Below are 18,417 nucleotides of genomic sequence, written 5' to 3'. Positions count from 1 at the left end.
ACAAAAAGATGGAGCAGGATGCCTGCACTATTTCGTTAATTTAGATCAGGCGGGTTTGCGCGTGGGATCGTCGAGTGCCGGATTGTAGAACAGCGACAGCACCAGGCTCTTGGCGATCCGTTCCGCCGTCGCCATGAACCAGGCCTTGGCCTCCGGCGACGGGGCGATGTCGTCGAGCGTTGCAGCAAACAGCGACAGCCACTTCGGGAAGAGATCAGGCGTCAGATTGGCCACATGAGTATGCGCCTGCACCGGCTTGCCGCCATAGGCGCCGCTGCGAAAGGCAACGGCCGACCAGAAGCTCTTCATCTTCGTCATATGCTGCGGCCAGCGCCCGGACAGCTTGGCGTCGAACACCGGGCCGAGATCGGGATGCGTTAGCACGCGTGCGTAAAAGGTCTCGACCAGCCTGTCGATGAAGGCCGCGTCGACGCCCATGTCCCGCATCTCCGCCTCCGCCCTTTCGCGGATCGCCGCGACATGAGCAGGGCGGCCCTGAATGTCATTGTCCATTCCAAAACCCCGGCGCCGCGTGATGCGGCGCCCTCTCATATAGGTGTTTATGCCACTGCGCCAAAGTCGTCCGTGCCGCTTGCGGCAATCTGTCAGCCAGCTTGCCGTACGCACTTGACCGGCATCGCACGGTTCTTTAGATTTAGAATTATTCTAAAAAATTGGAGAGAGTCATGCTGGCGCGGTTTTTCAGATCCTCGAAACGATCTTTCGACTCGCTGTCCGAGCAGGAAATCCTTGCCCTTGGGATCGCCTCCGAGGAAGACGATGCCCGCATTTATCTTGCCTATGCCGACAGGCTGCGCCGCGAATTTCCGGCCTCGGCCAAGGTCTTCGAGGACATGGCCGAGGTCGAGGATACGCATCGCAAGTCGTTGATCGAGATCCATCGCCAGCGTTTCGGCGAGCGCATTCCGTTGATCCGGCGCGAGCATGTAGAGGGCTTCTACGAGCGCAAGCCGGACTGGCTCAGGGCAAACCTTACGCTGGATGCGATGCGCAGGGAAACCGAGGCGATGGAGGAGCAGGCCTATCGTTTCTATGTCGAGGCGGCAAAACGGACCTCTGACGCATCGACGCGCCAGCTTCTCGGTGATCTCGCCCTCGCCGAACAGGGGCATGAGGATATCGCCCGCATGCTGGGCGACAAACATACGCCCGAAGACGTCAAGCACGACGAGGACGCGACGGTGCATCGGCAATTCGTGCTGACCTATGTGCAGCCGGGTCTTGCCGGGCTGATGGACGGCTCGGTCTCGACGCTGGCGCCGATCTTCGCCGCCGCCTTCGCAACGCAAGATACCTGGCAGACCTTCCTCGTCGGCCTTTCAGCCTCCGTCGGCGCCGGCATTTCGATGGGCTTCACCGAGGCCGCCCATGACGACGGCAAGATCTCCGGCAGAGGCTCGCCGATCAAGCGCGGACTTGCCTGCGGCATCATGACGGCGCTCGGCGGTCTCGGCCACGCGCTGCCCTATCTGATCCCGCATTTCTGGACGGCAACGATCACCGCCGCCGTCGTCGTTTTCTTCGAGCTCTGGGCGATCGCCTTCATCCAGAACCGTTACATGGAAACCCCCTTCCTGCGCGCCGCCTTCCAGGTGGTGCTCGGCGGCGGCCTAGTGCTCGGCGCCGGTATCCTGATCGGGAATGGGTGAGGAGCGGTCGGGCGCAGCCCGAGCAATCGATCCAGCGAATCGATTGCAGCGACGAACGCCCTGAGCCCAAAGCGAAGGGCCGGGAGACGGTGCGGCATCCCAAACCAACAATACAAAAAGGCCGGCAAATCGCCGGCCTTTTTCACATTCTCTATTGCAACCTTTACCGCAGCGCGCCGACCAGGACGTCGCGGCCGTTCTCGATGGTGACCCAGCGGCCGGCATTGTAGCTCGACTGGCGCTTGACGAAGGAATAGGGCGTTCCAAACCACGGCTTGACGTCGGAGGCGAGGTTGTCGAGCACGAAATCGCCCTCGGCGGTGCGCAGCGTCAGCACCGCATGGCCTTCGCCATCCGGCTTGCGCACGACGGTCATCAGCAGATCGGCAGCCGAAAAGCCACGCTGGATCAGCATGCGGCGCTTCAGCAGCGCGAAATCCTCGCAGTCGCCGGCAGTGGTCGGATAGGCCCAGACCTCATCCTTGCCGTAGATCTCCTTGTCGGTCATCGGCGTGATCGTGCGGTTGACCGTGGCGTTGACCGAACGCACGACCGACCAGCTTGCAGCGGTCATGGCGACCGGGCCGGAATTGCGGTTTGCACCGCATTCACTGCGGTGGATCTGACAGAAATCGTAGTGACCGATCGGCTGTGAGGTGGCATTGCCTGTCACCATGGAAGCATTTCTGCTGGGGGCCGGTATGGCGGCCGTCGCCATCGCAAACATGGCCATCATGGCCACAAAGATACCCTTGATCCGCACGCCCGCTCTTTCCTCGCATCGCCCCTTATTTATTAACAAAGTGTTAATGGAGAGGGCCGGAAAGAGTCAATCGTTACTTCTTGGGAGCGCCTTGCAACTCGTCGACATGGTTAAAATGCAACAAGCCCGGGAGCTTACTTTCGGCCGATGCTATTCAGGCGGGCATCTGCCTATTTGTTGATGAACGGATGATGCCTTTGACGGCACTCAAGAGAAGCGCGATATCGCCAGGGCGGGAAAGGCGATGGTCGCCGTCGCGGATGAAGGTCAGCACCACGTCGTCGGCGGGAAGATGCTCGACCAGTTTCATCGCATGCGCATGCGGCACGTCAGGGTCTTTCATGCCTTGGAGGATGTGCACCGGGCAGCCCGTTTCGATAATGCCGTCGAGCACCCGGTTCTCGCGGCCGTCCTCGATCAGCGCCCGTGTATAGATGTTCGGTTCCGGGCTGTATTGCGAACGCTCTTCGAAATAGCCGCGCTCGGCCAGCGACTTCAGCTCCTTGGCCTTGAGGTTCGGCTCGACCAACTCGGAGGTGAAATCGGGCGCCGGCGCGATCAGCACCATCCCTGCGAGCTTTGGCCCTGCGAGCTTTGGGCCACCCTGCCGTACAAGCTCCTGCGCCAGCCTGAGCGCGATCCAGCCGCCCATCGAGGAGCCGACGAGGATCACGCGTTCGGGGGCGACATGGCGGATGACGGCAAGCGCCTCCTCCAGCCAGCGCGAGATCGTGCCGTCGCCGAAGCTGCCGCCGGAAAGCCCGTGGCCGGAATAATCGAGGCGGATGCAGGCAAGCCCAAGTTCCGCCGCCAGCCCGTCGAGTTCCACCGCCTTGGTGCCGCTCATGTCGGAGCGGTAGCCGGACAGCCAGACGAGTGCCGGTGCGCCATTGCCGCCCTGTGCCGGGCGGACGAGCATGGCGATCTCACGCGCCGCCTCACCCTCGCCGACCGTCAGGAACTGCGGCTGGACATTGGACAACTGATCGGACATCGGCGAAACTCCTGTTGTTTTGGCCTATAAAACAGATTCTTGGCAGGCTGACAGCGGGTGATTTTTCCGCTAAAGGATGATATTGACTCCGTTGCAGCGATGACGCGACACGTTTGTGCACCCCTGATTGGGAGCGCGATGCTGCAACGTTCCGAAACAACGCGAGGAGAATACGACCATTCGCAGACCTTTTAAAACCGACGCGCCCGTGAAGGACGGACCGCGCTCGAACCGTGAAATCCGCATTCCCAAAGTCCAGCTGATCGGGGCTGACGGAGAGAATATGGGCGTCGTGCCTACCGACCAGGCCTTGAGAATGGCGGAAGAAGCCGGCCTCGATCTCGTCGAAATTTCCCCAAATGTCGAACCGCCAGTGTGCAAGATCCTCGATCTGGGCAAGCTGAAATATGCCAACCAGAAGAAGGCCGCCGAGGCGCGCAAAAAGCAGAAGATCGTCGAAGTCAAAGAAATCAAGATGCGCCCGAACATCGACACCCATGATTATGAGGTGAAGATGAAGGCGATGGGTCGCTTCTTCGACGAAGGCGACAAGGTCAAGGTGACGCTGAAGTTCCGCGGCCGTGAAATGGCCCACCAGGAACTCGGCATGAAGCTTCTGCAGCAAGTCAAGGCCGATACGATCGAGTTCGCCAAGGTCGAAGCTGAGCCCAAGCTCGAAGGCCGCCAGATGATGATGGTGCTGGCGCCGAAGTAAGCGCCAGGCAGTTTTTCGCCCAAGGCCGTCCGCAAGGGCGGCTTTTGTGCTTTCTGCCACCATATTTTTGGATGCGCGAAGATTCCTCCGCGGCCCCGTTGCACTTTCATGACGCTGCGGTTATAAGCGCGCGTCCGAACTGACCGGCAGGGCATGCCGTGGCAGTTTCGAATGCTTGCGGAACGGTTCGTCGCCGATGCCGCAGATCAACAACAAACGCTCCCGCACCTTGTTGCGACGGCCGGAGAACCGGACTTCGCGAGAAGGGCTTTTTTGATAAAGCGCGCAGGGAGGACAGAAGGAGTAGCAAAATGCCCAAGATGAAGACGAAGTCCTCTGCCAAGAAGCGGTTCAAGATCACCGCAACCGGCAAGGTCAAGGCTGCCGCTGCTGGCAAGCGCCATGGCATGATCAAGCGTTCCAACAAGTTCATTCGCGATGCACGTGGCACCATGGTTCTCGCAGAACCGGATGGCCGCAAGGTTATCAAGAATTACCTGCCGAACGGTCTCTGAGACTCGTCCGCGAACGCTAGATTTAAGGAGATCATGATATGGCACGTGTAAAAAGAGGCGTCACCTCTCATGCCAAGCACAAGAAGGTTCTGAAGGCAGCAAAGGGCTTTTACGGCCGCCGCAAGAACACCATCCGTACCGCCAAGGCTGCTGTCGATCGTTCGAAGCAGTACGCCTACCGCGACCGCAAGGTCAACAAGCGCAACTTCCGTGCGCTTTGGATCCAGCGCATCAACGCCGCTGTGCGTGAATTCGGCCTGACCTACGGCCGCTTCATCGACGGCCTGAACAAGGCTGGCATCGAAGTCGACCGCAAGGTTCTCTCCGACATGGCGATCCACGAGCCGGAAGCATTCGGCGCGCTGGTCAGCGCTGCCAAGAAGGCTCTTGAATACCTCAAGGAAGCCGGCACGGCGAACGAGTTTGAAGGCGCGGTCAAGTAACCAGCGCTTCCCAAGCTTTTGAATTTATGATTTTGGGAAACCCGCGCTGGTTTGGGCTAGCGCGGGTTTTTCTTTCTTTATATTCCTGGCGCCGGCCGGCGCCGCCTGCCTCCCGATCGCCCGCCTGATACTGGACGGAAAGAAGTGACAATGTCAGATATCGACCAGCTCAACACATCGCTGCTCGCCGAAATCGCCGCTGCCGATGACGAGACGGCGCTTGAAGCCGTGCGCGTTTCCGCCCTCGGCAAGAAGGGATCCGTCTCCGAACTGTTGAAGACGCTCGGCGCCATGACGCCGGAGGAGCGCCAGAGCAAGGGCGCGGCGATCAACGTTCTGAAGAACGCGGTGACCGAGGCGCTCACCGCCCGCAAGACGACGCTGCGGCAAGCGGCGATCGATGCGCGGCTGAAGGCCGAGACGGTCGACGTCAGCCTGCCGGTGCGCTCTTCGCCCGCCGAGCGCGGCCGCATCCATCCGATCAGCCAGATCGTCGACGAGATCACCGCGATCTTTGCCGACATGGGCTTCTCGATCGCCGAAGGTCCCGACATCGAGACCGATTATTACAATTTCACCGCGCTGAATTTCCCCGAAGGCCATCCGGCTCGCGAGATGCACGACACCTTCTTCTTCAACCCGGATGAGAAGGGCGAGCGTAAGGTCCTGCGCACCCATACCTCGCCGGTGCAGGTGCGCACCATGGAGGCGCAGACACCGCCGATCCGCATCATCATTCCCGGCAAGACCTACCGCCAGGACTCGGACGCCACGCATTCGCCGATGTTCCATCAGGTCGAAGGCCTGGTCGTCGACAAGAAGGCCAATGTCGCCAACCTCCGCTGGGTGCTGGAAGAATTCTGCAAGACCTTCTTCGAGGTCGACAGCGTGACGATGCGTTTCCGCCCGTCCTTCTTCCCCTTCACCGAGCCCTCTTTCGAGGTCGATATCCAGTGCGACCGCTCCGGCCCGATCGTCAAGTTCGGCGAGGGTACCGACTGGATGGAAATCCTCGGCTGCGGCATGGTCCACCCGAACGTGCTGCGTTACGGCGGGCTCGATCCGGACGAATATCAGGGTTTTGCCTGGGGCATGGGCCTCGACCGCATCGCCATGCTGAAATACGGCATGCCCGACCTGCGCGACTTCTTCAACGCCGACGTCCGCTGGATGACGCATTACGGCTTCCGCCCGCTCGACATGCCGACGCTGTTCGGCGGCCTCAGCGCTTGAACGGAGAATTGGGACGATGAAATTCACGCTCTCCTGGCTGAAAGAGCATCTGGAAACGGATGCCGGCCTCGATGAAATCTGCACGCGCCTCACCGAGATCGGGCTGGAGGTCGAGGATGTCGACGACAAGGCGGCCTTCAAGCCCTTCGTTATCGCCAGGGTCGTCTCGGCCGAAAAACATCCGCAGGCCGATCGCCTGAAGGTGCTGATGGTCGATACCGGTTCCGGCGCGCCGGTCCAGGTCGTCTGCGGCGCCCCGAATGCACGCGCCGGTCTCGTCGGCGCCTTCGCAGCGCCCGGAACCTATGTGCCCGGTATCGACGTGACGCTCGCCGTCGGCAATATCCGCGGCGTCGAAAGCCATGGCATGATGTGCTCCGAAAAGGAGCTGCAGATCTCCGACAGTCACGACGGCATTATCGACCTGCCGGACGATGCGCCTGTCGGCACGAGCTATGCCACCTACGCTCATCTCGATGATCCGGTCATCGAGATCAACCTGACGCCCAACCGGCCGGACTGCACCAGCATCCACGGCATCGCCCGCGATCTCGCCGCCTCCGGTCTCGGCACGCTGAAGACCCGGCCCGCGCCGTCCTTCGCCGTGGAAGGCGAGACGCCGGTCACGCTGACGCTCGATCTCGACGACCCGAAGCTTTGCCCGGGCTTTGCGCTGCGCCTCGTGCGCGGCGTCAGGAACGGTCCGAGCCCGCGCTGGATGCAGCAGCGGCTGATCGCCATCGGCCTGCGCCCCATCAACGCGCTGGTTGATGTCACCAATTACATGACCTTCGATCAGGGGCGGCCGATCCACGTCTTCGACGCTACCAAGATCAACGGCAACCTGACCGTCCGCCGCGCCGCCGAAGGCGAGACGGTGCTGGCGCTCGACCAGCGCGAATACAAGCTCTCGCCGAACAACGTCGTCATCTCCGATGACAATGGCATCGAGTCGATCGGCGGCATCATGGGCGGCGAACATTCCGGCTGCGACGAGAACACCGTCGACGTGCTGATCGAATCCGCCCTCTGGGACCCGATGAACATCGCCAAGTCAGGCCGCAGCCTCGGCATCATCACCGACGCCCGCTACCGCTTCGAACGCGGCGTCGATCCGGACTATATGGTCCCCGGTCTCGAACGCACGACGGAACTGGTGCTGGAACTTTGCGGCGGCAAGGCCGCCAAGGCCGAGATCGTCGGCTACAAAGGTTACGAACCGAAGATCGTCGATTTCCCCTATTCGGAGGTCAAGCGCCTGACGGGCCTCGACGTCTCGAATGAGGAAAGCAACACGATTCTGATGCGCCTCGGCTTCACGGTCTCCGGTTCCGGCGAGCGCGTCTCCGTCGCCGTTCCCTCTTGGCGCCCCGATGTCGACGGCAAGGCCGATCTCGTCGAGGAGGTCATGCGCATCCACGGCGTCGACAATATCAAGCCGGCGCCGCTCGAAAGCCACGCGGCCGTCAATGGCAAGATCCTGACGACGCTGCAGATCCGCACCCGCCTCGCCAAGCGGGCGCTGGCCGCGCGCGGCATGCTCGAAGCCGTCACCTGGTCCTTCATTCCGGAAGACCAGGCGAAGCTCTTTGGCGGCGGTTCGCCCGCCCTCAAGCTTGCCAACCCGATCGCCGCCGAAATGTCGGATATGCGCCCCTCGCTGCTGCCGGGCCTGCTGACCGCAGCCCAGCGTAATGCCGACAAGGGGTATTCCGACGTCGCCCTCTTCGAGGTCTCCGGCACCTATGAGAACGATCGGCCGGACGGTCAGCGCCGCGTGGCCGGCGGCATCCGTCGCGGCACGGCCTCGCTTGCCGGCGCCGGTCGCGCCTGGTCGAACGCCGCAAAGGGCGGCGGCAAGCCGGTCGACGTCTTCGACGCCAAGGCCGACGCGCTCGCGGTCATCGAAGCCTGCGGCCTCCCGATGGGCAATATCCAGATCGAGCAGGGCGGGCCGGAATGGTATCATCCCGGCCGCTCCGGCACGATCAAGATGGGGCCGAAAGTCGTGCTCGGCTATTTCGGCGAATTCCATCCGCTGACACTGGAAGCGCTCGATGTCTCCGGCGCGCTGTGCGGCTTCGAAGTCTATGTCGACGCCATGCCGGACGCCAAGCGCAAGGCGACGCGCACCAAGCCGGCGCTCGAACTGTCGCCCTTCCAGGTCGTGCGGCGTGACTTTGCCTTCGTCGTCGACAAGACGGTGGAAGCCGGCGCCATCGTCAAGGCCGCCACAGGCGCCGACCGCAAGCTGGTGACCGGCGTCAACGTCTTCGATATCTTCGAGGGCGCATCGGTTGGCGACGGCAAGAAGTCGGTGGCGATCGAGGTGCAGATCCAGCCGGTCGAGCGCACGCTGACGGACGAGGATTTCGAGGCGCTGACGCAGAAGATCGTCGCCAGCGTTGCGAAATTCACCGGCGGTGTCCTCAGAAGCTGAGCTTCACCCAACGTCGTCAAATAATGGACCGGTCGCGAATAGCGGCCGGTCTTTTCACAGATGCAGATGGTAGAGTTTGCTGACGATCGTCCAGCGGCCGTCGATCTTCAGCAGCGAGAGATAATCGGTAAAGCGCATGCCGGCGAAATCGTCGGTGACCTTGACGCTTGCCGCATCGCCTTCGACATCGACGCTCTGGATGTCCATGTAGGGCTGCGTGCCGGGCGGCGCCGGCTCCTCCTGCAGGATCGCGGCGATGAATTCGTCCCGCGTCAGCCATTCGACGGCATTTTCGTAATGGCCGATGATCGAGCTTTTCGGATGAAAGGCCTTTTTCAAGGCTGCCTCATTGGCGAAGGCCATGCCTTCGACATAGAGATGAACCGTCTGTTCGACTGCCTGCCTGTCCGACATATTTTCATCCCGTTCTCCGAGATGGCGTTAGATAGTTTCGCCAGCCCCGAAGGCAAGCCCGGCCGGTTGCGCCGACCGGGCTTTTTCAGGTTCAGATGTTCGTCATCGCAAGCGAGGCATCCGAGTAACGTTTGCCGGCCACCTGTCCGGCCGGGATGACCTCTTCAAGCCTCGCGAGTTCCGCCGGGCTCAGCACGATATCGGCGGCCGCGGCGTTCTGTTCGAGATGATGAAGCTTGCGGGCGCCCGGGATCGGCACGATGTCGTCGCCCTGGTTCAACACCCAGGCCAGCGCCAGCTGTGCTGCCGTCACGCCTTTCTCAGCGGCCAGCCGCTCGAGCGTCGCGACGAGGGCGGCGTTGGCGTCGAAATTTTCCGCCTGGAAACGCGGCACCTGTCGGCGGAAATCGTCGGCAGCGAGATCCTCCACTTTGCGGATCGCTCCCGTCAGGAAGCCGCGGCCGAGCGGGCTGTAGGGCACGAAGCCGATGCCGAGTTCGCGGCAGGTGGCAAGCACCTCCTCTTCCGGGTCGCGCGTCCAGAGCGAATATTCACTCTGCAGGGCTGCGATCGGATGGACCGCATGGGCGCGGCGAATGGTGGCGCTGCCGGCTTCCGAAAGCCCGAGGGCGCGGACTTTGCCTTCCTTCACCAGTTCCGCCATGACGCCGACCGTGTCCTCGATCGGCACGTCAGGATCGACCCGGTGTTGGTAGAAGAGGTCGATGGTCTCGATGCCGAGGCGTTTCAGCGAGGCCTCGGCCACCGCCCGCACATGCTCAGGGCGGCTGTCGACGCCGGTGATGGCGGCAGTACCCGGCTTGCTGGCATCGATCTTGAAGCCGAACTTGGTGGCGATCACCACGCGGTCGCGGAACGGCTTCAGCGCTTTGCCGAGAAGAACCTCGTTGGTAAAGGGACCATAGACTTCGGCGGTGTCGAAGAAGGTCACGCCGAGATCGATGGCGCGATGCAGTGTCTTGATCGATTCCGCATCGTCGCTGGCGCCATAGGCAAAGCTCATGCCCATGCAGCCAAGGCCGACGGCAGAGACGGTCAGATCGTTTCCGAGTTTCCGGCTTTTCATGATGTGCTCCTCTGAGCTGATTTTGAGCCGCCAGAGCATGATGCCGAAAAGTGTGAGCGGTTTTCGGACGACATCATGCTCTAACTATTAATTCAGAACAGGATTCAGATTTTAGGCCGCCCGGCCTGAAATCATTCTGTTCTGGATGGTTGCGGTACCCGCAGACCATATCGCTGCGCCATCAATCAGAAAATACATGCAGTTTCTAACAGGTTGTTCTATTATTTCGATCAATGAACAGGACACAGCTCTCGCAACTCGCCGTTCTCGCCGCCGTCTCGGAGCATCGCAGCTTCCGGGCGGCGGCGAAGGAACTCCTCGTCGCGCCCTCGGCAATCAGCCATGCGATATCGAGCCTCGAGGAAAGTCTGGGGGTGCGGCTTCTGGCGCGCACCACCCGCAGCGTCGCGCCGACGGAGGAGGGCCGCCTGCTGCTTGAAAGACTTCGTCCCGCGCTCGAGGAGATCGACATTGCTCTGGAGGCCGTCCGCGATACGCGCGCCAAGCCGGCCGGAAACCTGCGCATCACCGCGCCGCGCTTCGCCTCCGATCTGCTGCTCGCTCCGCGGCTCGGCGACTTTCTCAACCTCTATCCCGATATCACCCTGGAGATCGCCAATGAGGATGGCTTCACCGATATCGTCAAGGAGGGTTTCGACGCCGGTATCCGGCTGGAGGAGAGCCTGGAGGCTGATATGATCGCGGTCAGGGTCTCGCCCGATCTGACGACGGTGATCGCCGCTTCGCCCGAATATTTCGAGCACCATCCGAAGCCGGAGCATCCGCGCGATCTCGTCCATCATCGCTGCATCAAGCGGCGCTTCACCAACGGCTCGATCTATCGCTGGGAATTCGAAAAGGACGGGCAGGAACTCGTCGTTTCGGTCGACGGGCCGCTGATCGTCAGCGAGGATCGGCTGGCCTTGCTTGCGGCGCTAAACGGCGCCGGCCTTGCCTATCTCTTCGACATGCGGGTCGATGACGAACTGGCGAGCGGCAAGCTTGTGCGGGTGCTGGAAGATTGGTGCGCGCCCTATGCCGGGCCGTTTCTCTATTATCCCACCCGGCGACAGATGCGCCCGGCGCTGCGCGCCTTCATCGATTTCTTCAGATACAGCGAGCAGGATACGGGCGGCCGGTAAGGAATGGGAACCGGGCCGCCCGTTCTTGCTAGGGTGCCGTGCGCATCAGGCAGCCTTTGCCTTCTGGTTTGCCGCCGTGGTGGCGAGCTGGGAGAGGGTCTTGTCGGTGGCCGTTTCCTGTTGCAGCGTCTGGTCGAGCAGGCCGACCACCTCCTTGAGACCGAGGGTCGCTGCCCAGGTCTTCAGCGTGCCGTAGCGGGCGATTTCATAATGCTCGACGGCCTGGGCAGCCGAAATCAGGCCGGCATCGAGGGCCGCCGTGCCCTTGAATTCCTCCATGATTTCCTCGCCCTCGGCGATGATGCCCTGGATCGCCTCGCAGGTCTTGCCCTGGGCGCGTTTGCCGATCAGTTCGAAAACCTGCTGCAGGCGCTCGACCTGGCCTTCGGTTTCCTCGCGGTGCTTTTCGAAGCCCTTCTTCAATTCGGGGGATTGGGCGGCGCGTGCCATCTTCGGCAGCGCGCGCAATATCTGCCGTTCGGCAAAGTAGATGTCCTTCAGCGTGTCGTAGAAGAGATCTTCCAACGTCTTTTCCTTGGCCATTTTCTCGATCCTTGTTTTTGGGGAAAACCGCGAATGCGGCGACACATTAAGAAGAGAAGATCGCGCTAATTGTTCCCGACCGATTTCGGGTGGACTGGAAATCGGTGCCGGGCGATGATTCCTGCCGTCGATGCGCAGGAGAATGACGTCATGCGAAAACCGAATTCAATGAAGGGTCTGGAGGATCTTGGCCGCGTACGGCTGTCGCAAAACTTCTTTCTTCGCGATTTCCTGCATTCCGAAATCGCCGATTTCTATCGCATCCCCAACATCCCCGAGGATCCCGACCTGGCGATCGAGGCGGGTAAGAGGCTCTGCGAGGAATTGCTGGAGCCGCTGGAGGCAACGTTCGGGCGCCTGCATATCCGATCCGGCTATCGCTCGCCCGCGGTCAACAGGTTCGGCAACGAGAACAATCTGAACTGTTCGACCAATGCGTCCACCGCCGCGCATCACATCTGGGATATGAGGGACTTCGACGGCTGCATGGGCGCAGCCGTCTGCATTGCCGTGCCATGGATGATCGACCACTACCACGATGAAAGCGACTGGCAGCGGCTCGCCTGGTGGATTCACGACCACCTGCCTTATGCCTCGCTCTGCTTCTTTCCCAAGCTCTGGGCCTTCAATATCCAATGGCACGAACGGCCGAAACGGGTGATCCAGAGTTATGTCAGCCCGCGCGGCATCCTGACCAAACCCGGCATGGCCAATTGGGAAGGCGATCATGCCGCCTTTTACAAAGGATTTCCTGCGCCTACAGCGCCGCGCGTCTTTTCGAGAGCCGCAAAGGACGCTGTAACACTTTGAGTTGCTGCATAATTTTATCCTTAAATCGGTTCCGGTTTAAGGAATTATGCAGTGAAGGTGATCCTATAGCGGATGTGGCCGTCGCTCTCGACATAGCTGTCATAGAGCGCCCGCGCGGTTCTGTTCTGCTCGCTCGTATGCCAGTAGAGCCGCGACCAGCCCTTGGCTTTGCAGGTCGAAACGAGATCGTCCATCAGTGCCCGCCCGACGCCCTTACCGCGCGCATCGGCATCGACGAACAGGTCTTCGAGATAGCAGTCCCTGCCGCGGATCCACGTGCCCTCATGCGTGAGATAAAGCGCAAAGCCCATCATCCCACCATCGACCTCGGCGACACGCATCGCAATCGCCGACGCCGGATCGAAGACCCGGCGCCATGTGGAATCGGTGATATCGGCATCGACCGTGACTTCGTAAAAGGCGAGGTAGGCGGCCCAAAGTTCGCGCCAGCGGGCTTCGTCTTCGGGGCGGGCCTCACGTATCGTGACGGTCATGGCGTCTCTTTCTTTCAGGCGCCGGCTTGGTCGAGGAGCGCCATCGCGTCATTGGAAAGCGCAAGTGTCGCCGATTTCGCCAGGCTTTCAAGCTGTGAAAGGTTGGTCGCGCTGGCGATCGGCGCCGTCACGCCCTTCTTGCGCAGCAGCCAGGCGAGCGAAATTTCTGCCGGCGCTGCACCGGCCTCGGCCGAAACCTTGTCGAGCGCGGCCAAAATACGCAGGCCCTTATCGTCGAGATATTTCGAAACCCGGCCCTCGCGTGCGCGGCCTTCCGTATCGGCGTTGCTGCGGTATTTGCCGGTGAGGAAGCCGGCGGCAAGGCTGAAATAGGTAATCACGCCGATGTCTTCTTCGACGCAGAGATCGGCAAGCGGCCCCTCGAAGCTCGAACGTTCATAGAGATTATATTCCGGCTGCAACACATCGTAACGCGGCAGGCCGGCCTCTTCGGCAGCGTCGAAGGAAGCCTGAAGCAGTGTCGCATCATAGTTCGAGCAGCCGATGGCGCGGATCTTGCCCTGCTGCTTCAGCTTGGCAAAGGCGCCGAGCGTTTCCTCATGCGGCGTATCTTCATCCGGCCAGTGCGAGAGATAGAGGTCGATATAATCGGTCTGCAGCCGGCGCAGCGAATCCTCGACCTCCTTCAGGATATAGGTTTCCTTCAGCGTCTTTCCCTGTCCCATGTCGGAGCCGACCTTGGTGACGATAACGGCCTTGTCGCGGGAGATCTTTGCCTGGCTTAGCCAACGCCCGATGATCTCTTCGGAATCGCCGCCCTTGTTGCCCGGAACCCACGAGGAATAGACATCGGCCGTATCGATCGTGTTCAGGCCCGCGTCGAAGAAGGCATCGAGAATGGCGAAGGATGTTTTTTCGTCGGCCGTCCAGCCGAAGACATTGCCGCCGATGACGATCGGCGCGACCGATAGACCTGTTTTTCCAAGCCGGCGCATTTCCATGACGCTCTCCAGAAGTGTGAAGGAATTGAAATCGCGGATACGGCAGAACGCCGCCCTGACCAACTTAGTGCGATCCGCGCATCCGGGAAGGCAAACTTCCGTGATTTCATGTCGCGCCATTGCGCCGCAGCTAGGGCCTGAATATGGTTCGCGGAAATCAGTTTGGGAGGCTTGGATCATGTTGCGTTTCGGTATCATTTCAACGGCGAAGATCGGCCGCGACAATGTCGTTCCGGCGATCCAGGATGCGGAGAATTGCGTCGTCACGGCGATTGCCAGCCGTGATCTCAAGCGTGCGAGGGAGATGGCCGACYGGTTTTCGGTGCCGCATGCCTTCGGCTCCTACGAGGAGATGCTGGCATCCGACCTCATCGACGCCGTCTACATTCCGCTGCCGACCTCGCAGCATATCGAATGGTCGATCAAGGCGGCAGATGCCGGCAAGCACGTGCTCTGCGAAAAGCCCTTGGCGCTCAAGGCCGGTGATATCGACGATCTGATCGCCGCCCGCGACCGCAACCGGGTGGTGGTCACCGAAGCCTATATGATCACCTATTCCCCGGTCTGGCAGAAGGTGCGCTCGCTGATCGGCGAGGGCGCGATCGGGTCGCTCCGGCATGTGCAGGGCGCCTTCACCTATTTCAACCGCGACCCCGCCAACATGCGCAACGTCCCCGAGCTCGGCGGCGGCGGCCTTCCCGATATCGGCGTCTATCCGGTCATGGGCACGCGTTTTTCCACAGGCAAGGAGCCGCTCTGGATCCAGGCGATCACCGAGCGCGATGCGGATTTCGGCACGGATATCTATTCGAGCGTCAAGGCCGATTTCGGTGATTTCGAGCTGAGCTTCTATATCTCGACGCAGATGGCCAACCGCCAGGTCATGGTCTTCCACGGCACCGAAGGCTACATCGAGGTCAAGTCGCCGTTCAATGCCAATCGCTGGGGACCGGAAGAGATCGAGCTTGCCGACCGCAGCCACACTGAATCGCGCATCTTCCGCTTCCAGGACAGCCGCCAGTACAAGCGGCAGGTCGAGGCCTTCGCCCGGGCGGTGACGAACGGCAAGGAAGAGATCGTTACCCTCGAAAATTCGAAGCTGAACCAGAAGGTGATCGACGCGATCTACCGGGCCAGCGAGAAGGACGGCTGGGAAGCAGTCTAGCGCATAACCCCGAAAATCGGAATCGATTTTCGGAAAGGATTATGCGCCACTTCAGAGGGTTTGAGCGTCCTTAGCGCGTCCTATTGGACGCGCGGCGCTCTAATCACTCGGCGCGGAAGACGAAGCGCGAATAGCCGAAGAAGCTGAAGATCATCGAGGCGACGCTGGCGATCACCATGGCCGCCAGCGGCTGAAGCACCGGCAGCGACAGCAGCAGCGCGGAATAGAGCCCGTAATTGACCAGCGCTGCCGTCACCCCGACCGAGCCATAGCGGAAGCCTTCGGCGGCAAGCGAACGGCCGGTGCGATCGAAGGTGAAGCTCCGATTGAAAGCCCAGGTCGCCGCCATGGCGAAGGCGATCGCGATGAGTCGCGCCAGAAACGGCCCGAGCGGCGTCAGATGGAGCAGCGCCGACAGGATGCCGGCATCGACGAGGAAGCCGATGCCGCCGGCAATCGTGAAGCGGATGAGCTTTCTCATGCCGCATCCGCCTTGCCGGGACGCGCGCGCGATGCCGGCCCTGCGTCGCTGAGCGGCGCCTTCAACGCGCTCGGCCTCTCCAGGCCCATATAATGGATTCGGAGCTGTTCGGCGCGGGCGCGCGCAACGGAATCCAGGATGACGCCGGCGGTGAACAGCATGAAGGAGATCATCATCAGCGCCGTCGACAGCACCCAGGTCGGCATGCGGCTGACGAGACCTGTCTCGAAATATTCCGCCAGCACCGGCGCCATGAAGCCGAGGCTCGCCAGCATGAAGGTGGCGCTGATCGCGCTGAAAAAGGCGAAGGGCCGGGTTTCCTTCATCAGCATCGCGAACATCCAGAGGATCTTGGCGCCGTCGCGGAATGTCGAAAGCTTGGAGTGCGAGCCTTCCGGCCGGCGGCCGTAGTCGAGCTCCAGTTCGCTGACCGGCAGCTTCAGCCGGGAGGCATGCACGGACATTTCGGTTTCGATCTCGAAGCCGCCTGATACCGCCGGGAAGCTCTTGACGAAGCGGCGCGAAAACGCGCGGTAGCCGGAAAAGATATCGGTGAAATCGGGGCCGAAGATCATCCGGTAAAGCAGGTTGAAAAGCCGGTTGCCGAGCGCATGGCCCTGACGGCCGGCATCGGCGTGCACGCCGCGCCTTGTGCCGACCACCATGTCGGCGCGCTCGGTCAGCAACGTACGCACCAGTTCCTCGGCATCCTCGGGCGCATAGGTGCCGTCGCCGTCGGCGATGATGTAGATGTCGGCGTCGATGTCGGCGAACATGCGGCGCACGACATGGCCCTTGCCCTGGCGCCGCTCGCGCACGACATGCGCGCCGGCAAGCATCGCCTGCAGCGCGGTGCCGTCGGTGGAATTGTTGTCGTAGACATGGATCGCAGCATCGGGCAGCGTCGCCCGGAAGCCCTGGACGACAGGGCCGATCGTCGCCGCTTCATTATAGCAGGGAAGCAGGACGGCAATATTCAGATTGTCGGTACGCGATCGGGCCATGACTCTACTCGTTACACTGAAAGCCGCGCTCAACCTAAATCACGCGCCGTTAATAAGACCCTATGACGCAGGCAAAATCAGCGGCTGCCACAAACGGCTTTACACTTTCTTGATCGGCGGCGGTTAAGCTTCGCTATCCGGAAACGAACCGCTAACCACGATGAACGCTGTGCAGCCGATCACCCATGCATCATCCGCGATAGACGCCCCTCGGGTCGGGCTACGCGACCTGCTGACGCGTCTCTGGCCAACCGTCATCGCCTATAGCGTCATCCTTGCCGCCGCCATCCTCATCACCAAGCTTTCCGGTGCCACCGATTACGTCGGCCCCGACAATGACGACGGAATGCGTCTCGTCGAAGTTCGCGATTTTCTGGCCGGGCAGGGCTGGTTCGATCTGATGCAATACCGTCTCGGCCTCGACGGCGGCACGCTGATGCATTGGTCGCGGCTGATCGACCTGCCGATCGCCTCGCTGATCTGGTTCTTCGGCCTGTTTGTACAGCATGCGACGGCCGAGGCGCTGGCGCTCGCCGCCTGGCCGGTATCGCTCATCCTGCCTGCCATGCTCGCCATGGCGGTTGCCGGTCGGCGCATCGGCGGCGTTGCCGCCATGCACATCAGTCTCGGCTTGACCGGTCTTGCGATCTACACCGGAAACCGTTTCGCGCCGGGCGCCATCGATCATCACAATGCGCAGTTGGCCTTGGTCGCGACGATGATCGCGATGCTGCTGGATCCTGAGCGTCGCGCCTGGAGTTATGCGGTTGCCGGCATCGCGGCAGCGGTCGCCATTGCCATCGGCGCCGAGACGACACCTTTCGTCGCCGCCGTCTGCCTGACCATCGCCCTGCTCTGGGCATGGGAGGGCGAAAATTTCGCTGCCGCCGCCAAGGCCTTCGGGCTGGCGCTGGCGATGGCGATCAGCATCCTCTTCTTCGCAACGGTGCCGCCCCGGCTTTATTCGATGGTCACCTGCGACAATCTCTCGCTCGGCTATTACAGCCTGGCGGCGATCGGCGGCGGACTGCTGTTGTTTTCGGCGGTTTTCGCGAGCCGCCTGCGCCGGCCCTTGCGCTTTGCCGCGCTCGCCGTCGTCGGCGCCGGTGTTCTCGGTTCGGCGGTCGTGATCGCACCGCAATGCCTGAGCGATCCGCTGGCCGGTCTCGATCCGATGCTGGTCGAGCTCTGGCTGAGGAATGTTTCGGAAGCGCAGTCGGTTTTTGTTCTCGGGCGCACCGATCCCTTCTCGATCGGTGGCTTCTATGCGGCCGGCTTGTTCGGCATCGCCGTCTGCATCTTCCGCGTCGTTCAGCGTGACCGCGTGCAGATCCACCTGATCCTGCTCTTCCTGCTGATGACGAGCTGGGCAATCGCACTGGTCCAGGTGCGCGGTTCCACCTTCTCGAACCTGATCTCGATCTTGCCGCTTGCCCTGCTGATCATCGATATCAAGCGCATCTCCAACAACGACAACGAGAATGTCGCCGCCGCCTTCGTCTATATCGTGACCGTGCTCGCCAGTGCTCCGGCCGCCTGGGC

20 protein-coding genes are annotated in these 18,417 nt (G+C 61.5%); 10 read left to right on the top strand and 10 right to left on the bottom strand.

Annotation, left to right across the window (positions count from 1 at the left end; genetic code table 11):
* Positions 1-45: 45 nt before the first annotated feature.
* A complete protein-coding gene (locus tag AC1ECN_RS24595; protein WP_130673421.1) occupies positions 46-513 on the bottom strand; it encodes a group III truncated hemoglobin in 468 nt (155 codons plus the stop codon).
* Between the two features lie 173 nt (positions 514-686).
* Here AC1ECN_RS24595 and mbfA point away from each other — a divergent pair, with 173 nt between their 5' ends.
* Positions 687-1,670 carry an iron exporter MbfA gene (gene mbfA / locus AC1ECN_RS24590; protein WP_130673422.1) on the top strand — a complete coding sequence of 328 codons (984 nt, stop codon included), beginning with the start codon at positions 687-689 and terminating at the stop codon, positions 1,668-1,670.
* 163 nt (positions 1,671-1,833) lie between these two features.
* Here mbfA and AC1ECN_RS24585 read toward each other — a convergent pair whose 3' ends face one another.
* Positions 1,834-2,433 carry a transglutaminase-like cysteine peptidase gene (locus tag AC1ECN_RS24585; RefSeq protein ID WP_018069940.1) on the bottom strand — a complete coding sequence of 200 codons (600 nt, stop codon included), beginning with the start codon at positions 2,431-2,433 and terminating at the stop codon, positions 1,834-1,836.
* 154 nt (positions 2,434-2,587) lie between these two features.
* Positions 2,588-3,427 (bottom strand): alpha/beta hydrolase, encoded by an 840-nt coding sequence (locus AC1ECN_RS24580; protein ID WP_130673423.1) that lies wholly within the window; start codon positions 3,425-3,427, stop codon positions 2,588-2,590.
* A gap of 178 nt (positions 3,428-3,605) precedes the next feature.
* On the opposite strand from AC1ECN_RS24580, the gene infC reads away from it, so the two are divergent.
* From infC to pheT, 5 genes are all read left to right on the top strand, one after another.
* Positions 3,606-4,142, top strand: coding sequence for a translation initiation factor IF-3 (gene infC / locus AC1ECN_RS24575; protein ID WP_075225634.1), 537 nt, complete (start codon positions 3,606-3,608; stop codon positions 4,140-4,142).
* Between the two features lie 311 nt (positions 4,143-4,453).
* Positions 4,454-4,657: a 50S ribosomal protein L35 gene (rpmI, locus tag AC1ECN_RS24570; RefSeq protein WP_003544621.1), complete on the top strand. Its 204-nt coding sequence runs from the start codon at positions 4,454-4,456 to the stop codon at positions 4,655-4,657.
* A 38-nt stretch (positions 4,658-4,695) separates the two neighbouring features.
* Positions 4,696-5,100: a 50S ribosomal protein L20 gene (rplT, locus tag AC1ECN_RS24565; RefSeq protein WP_003544622.1), complete on the top strand. Its 405-nt coding sequence runs from the start codon at positions 4,696-4,698 to the stop codon at positions 5,098-5,100.
* Positions 5,101-5,250: 150 nt separating this feature from the next.
* Entirely contained in the window at positions 5,251-6,333 is a 1,083-nt protein-coding gene (gene pheS, locus AC1ECN_RS24560; RefSeq protein WP_130673424.1) for a phenylalanine--tRNA ligase subunit alpha, read from the top strand.
* Between the two features lie 16 nt (positions 6,334-6,349).
* Positions 6,350-8,773, top strand: coding sequence for a phenylalanine--tRNA ligase subunit beta (gene pheT / locus AC1ECN_RS24555; RefSeq protein WP_130673425.1), 2,424 nt, complete (start codon positions 6,350-6,352; stop codon positions 8,771-8,773).
* 54 nt (positions 8,774-8,827) lie between these two features.
* Here the strand turns inward: pheT and AC1ECN_RS24550 are convergent, their stop codons facing one another.
* Positions 8,828-9,187 (bottom strand): nuclear transport factor 2 family protein, encoded by a 360-nt coding sequence (locus AC1ECN_RS24550; protein ID WP_017966590.1) that lies wholly within the window; start codon positions 9,185-9,187, stop codon positions 8,828-8,830.
* Positions 9,188-9,278: 91 nt separating this feature from the next.
* Complete coding sequence (locus tag AC1ECN_RS24545; RefSeq protein ID WP_130662666.1) at positions 9,279-10,274, bottom strand: aldo/keto reductase; 996 nt, start codon at positions 10,272-10,274, stop codon at positions 9,279-9,281.
* Between the two features lie 233 nt (positions 10,275-10,507).
* Here AC1ECN_RS24545 and AC1ECN_RS24540 point away from each other — a divergent pair, with 233 nt between their 5' ends.
* Positions 10,508-11,416: a LysR family transcriptional regulator gene (locus tag AC1ECN_RS24540; RefSeq protein ID WP_130662667.1), complete on the top strand. Its 909-nt coding sequence runs from the start codon at positions 10,508-10,510 to the stop codon at positions 11,414-11,416.
* A 45-nt stretch (positions 11,417-11,461) separates the two neighbouring features.
* On the opposite strand, the gene AC1ECN_RS24535 is transcribed toward AC1ECN_RS24540, so the two are convergent.
* Complete coding sequence (locus tag AC1ECN_RS24535) at positions 11,462-11,959, bottom strand: YciE/YciF ferroxidase family protein (RefSeq protein WP_003544628.1); 498 nt, start codon at positions 11,957-11,959, stop codon at positions 11,462-11,464.
* A gap of 114 nt (positions 11,960-12,073) precedes the next feature.
* On the opposite strand from AC1ECN_RS24535, the gene AC1ECN_RS24530 reads away from it, so the two are divergent.
* Positions 12,074-12,769, top strand: a complete 696-nt coding sequence (locus AC1ECN_RS24530; protein ID WP_130673426.1) for a hypothetical protein — start codon at positions 12,074-12,076, stop codon at positions 12,767-12,769.
* A 44-nt stretch (positions 12,770-12,813) separates the two neighbouring features.
* Here the strand turns inward: AC1ECN_RS24530 and AC1ECN_RS24525 are convergent, their stop codons facing one another.
* On the bottom strand, positions 12,814-13,263 hold the full coding sequence (locus tag AC1ECN_RS24525) for a GNAT family N-acetyltransferase (protein WP_130673427.1): 450 nt from the start codon (positions 13,261-13,263) through the stop codon (positions 12,814-12,816).
* A 14-nt stretch (positions 13,264-13,277) separates the two neighbouring features.
* A complete protein-coding gene (locus AC1ECN_RS24520) occupies positions 13,278-14,225 on the bottom strand; it encodes an aldo/keto reductase (RefSeq protein ID WP_477954363.1) in 948 nt (315 codons plus the stop codon).
* 178 nt (positions 14,226-14,403) lie between these two features.
* Here AC1ECN_RS24520 and AC1ECN_RS24515 point away from each other — a divergent pair, with 178 nt between their 5' ends.
* On the top strand, positions 14,404-15,390 hold the full coding sequence (locus tag AC1ECN_RS24515) for a Gfo/Idh/MocA family protein (protein WP_477954361.1): 987 nt from the start codon (positions 14,404-14,406) through the stop codon (positions 15,388-15,390).
* Positions 15,391-15,493: 103 nt separating this feature from the next.
* Here AC1ECN_RS24515 and AC1ECN_RS24510 read toward each other — a convergent pair whose 3' ends face one another.
* Together AC1ECN_RS24510 and AC1ECN_RS24505 are read right to left on the bottom strand one after the other, a co-directional pair.
* Positions 15,494-15,871: a GtrA family protein gene (locus tag AC1ECN_RS24510; RefSeq protein WP_130665375.1), complete on the bottom strand. Its 378-nt coding sequence runs from the start codon at positions 15,869-15,871 to the stop codon at positions 15,494-15,496.
* Positions 15,868-16,875, bottom strand: a complete 1,008-nt coding sequence (locus AC1ECN_RS24505) for a glycosyltransferase (RefSeq protein WP_024322271.1) — start codon at positions 16,873-16,875, stop codon at positions 15,868-15,870. The genes AC1ECN_RS24510 and AC1ECN_RS24505 overlap by 4 nt, the downstream gene beginning before the upstream one ends.
* 160 nt (positions 16,876-17,035) lie before the next feature.
* On the opposite strand from AC1ECN_RS24505, the gene AC1ECN_RS24500 reads away from it, so the two are divergent.
* Positions 17,036-18,417 (top strand): hypothetical protein (locus tag AC1ECN_RS24500; protein ID WP_477954359.1); only part of this gene is annotated, 1,382 nt, incomplete at its 3' end.

The organism is Rhizobium sp. 01N447_2, assembly GCF_056399245.1.
The sequence above is the reverse complement of the archived record's forward strand: the minus strand, read 5'-3'. Positions and strand labels throughout refer to the sequence as shown.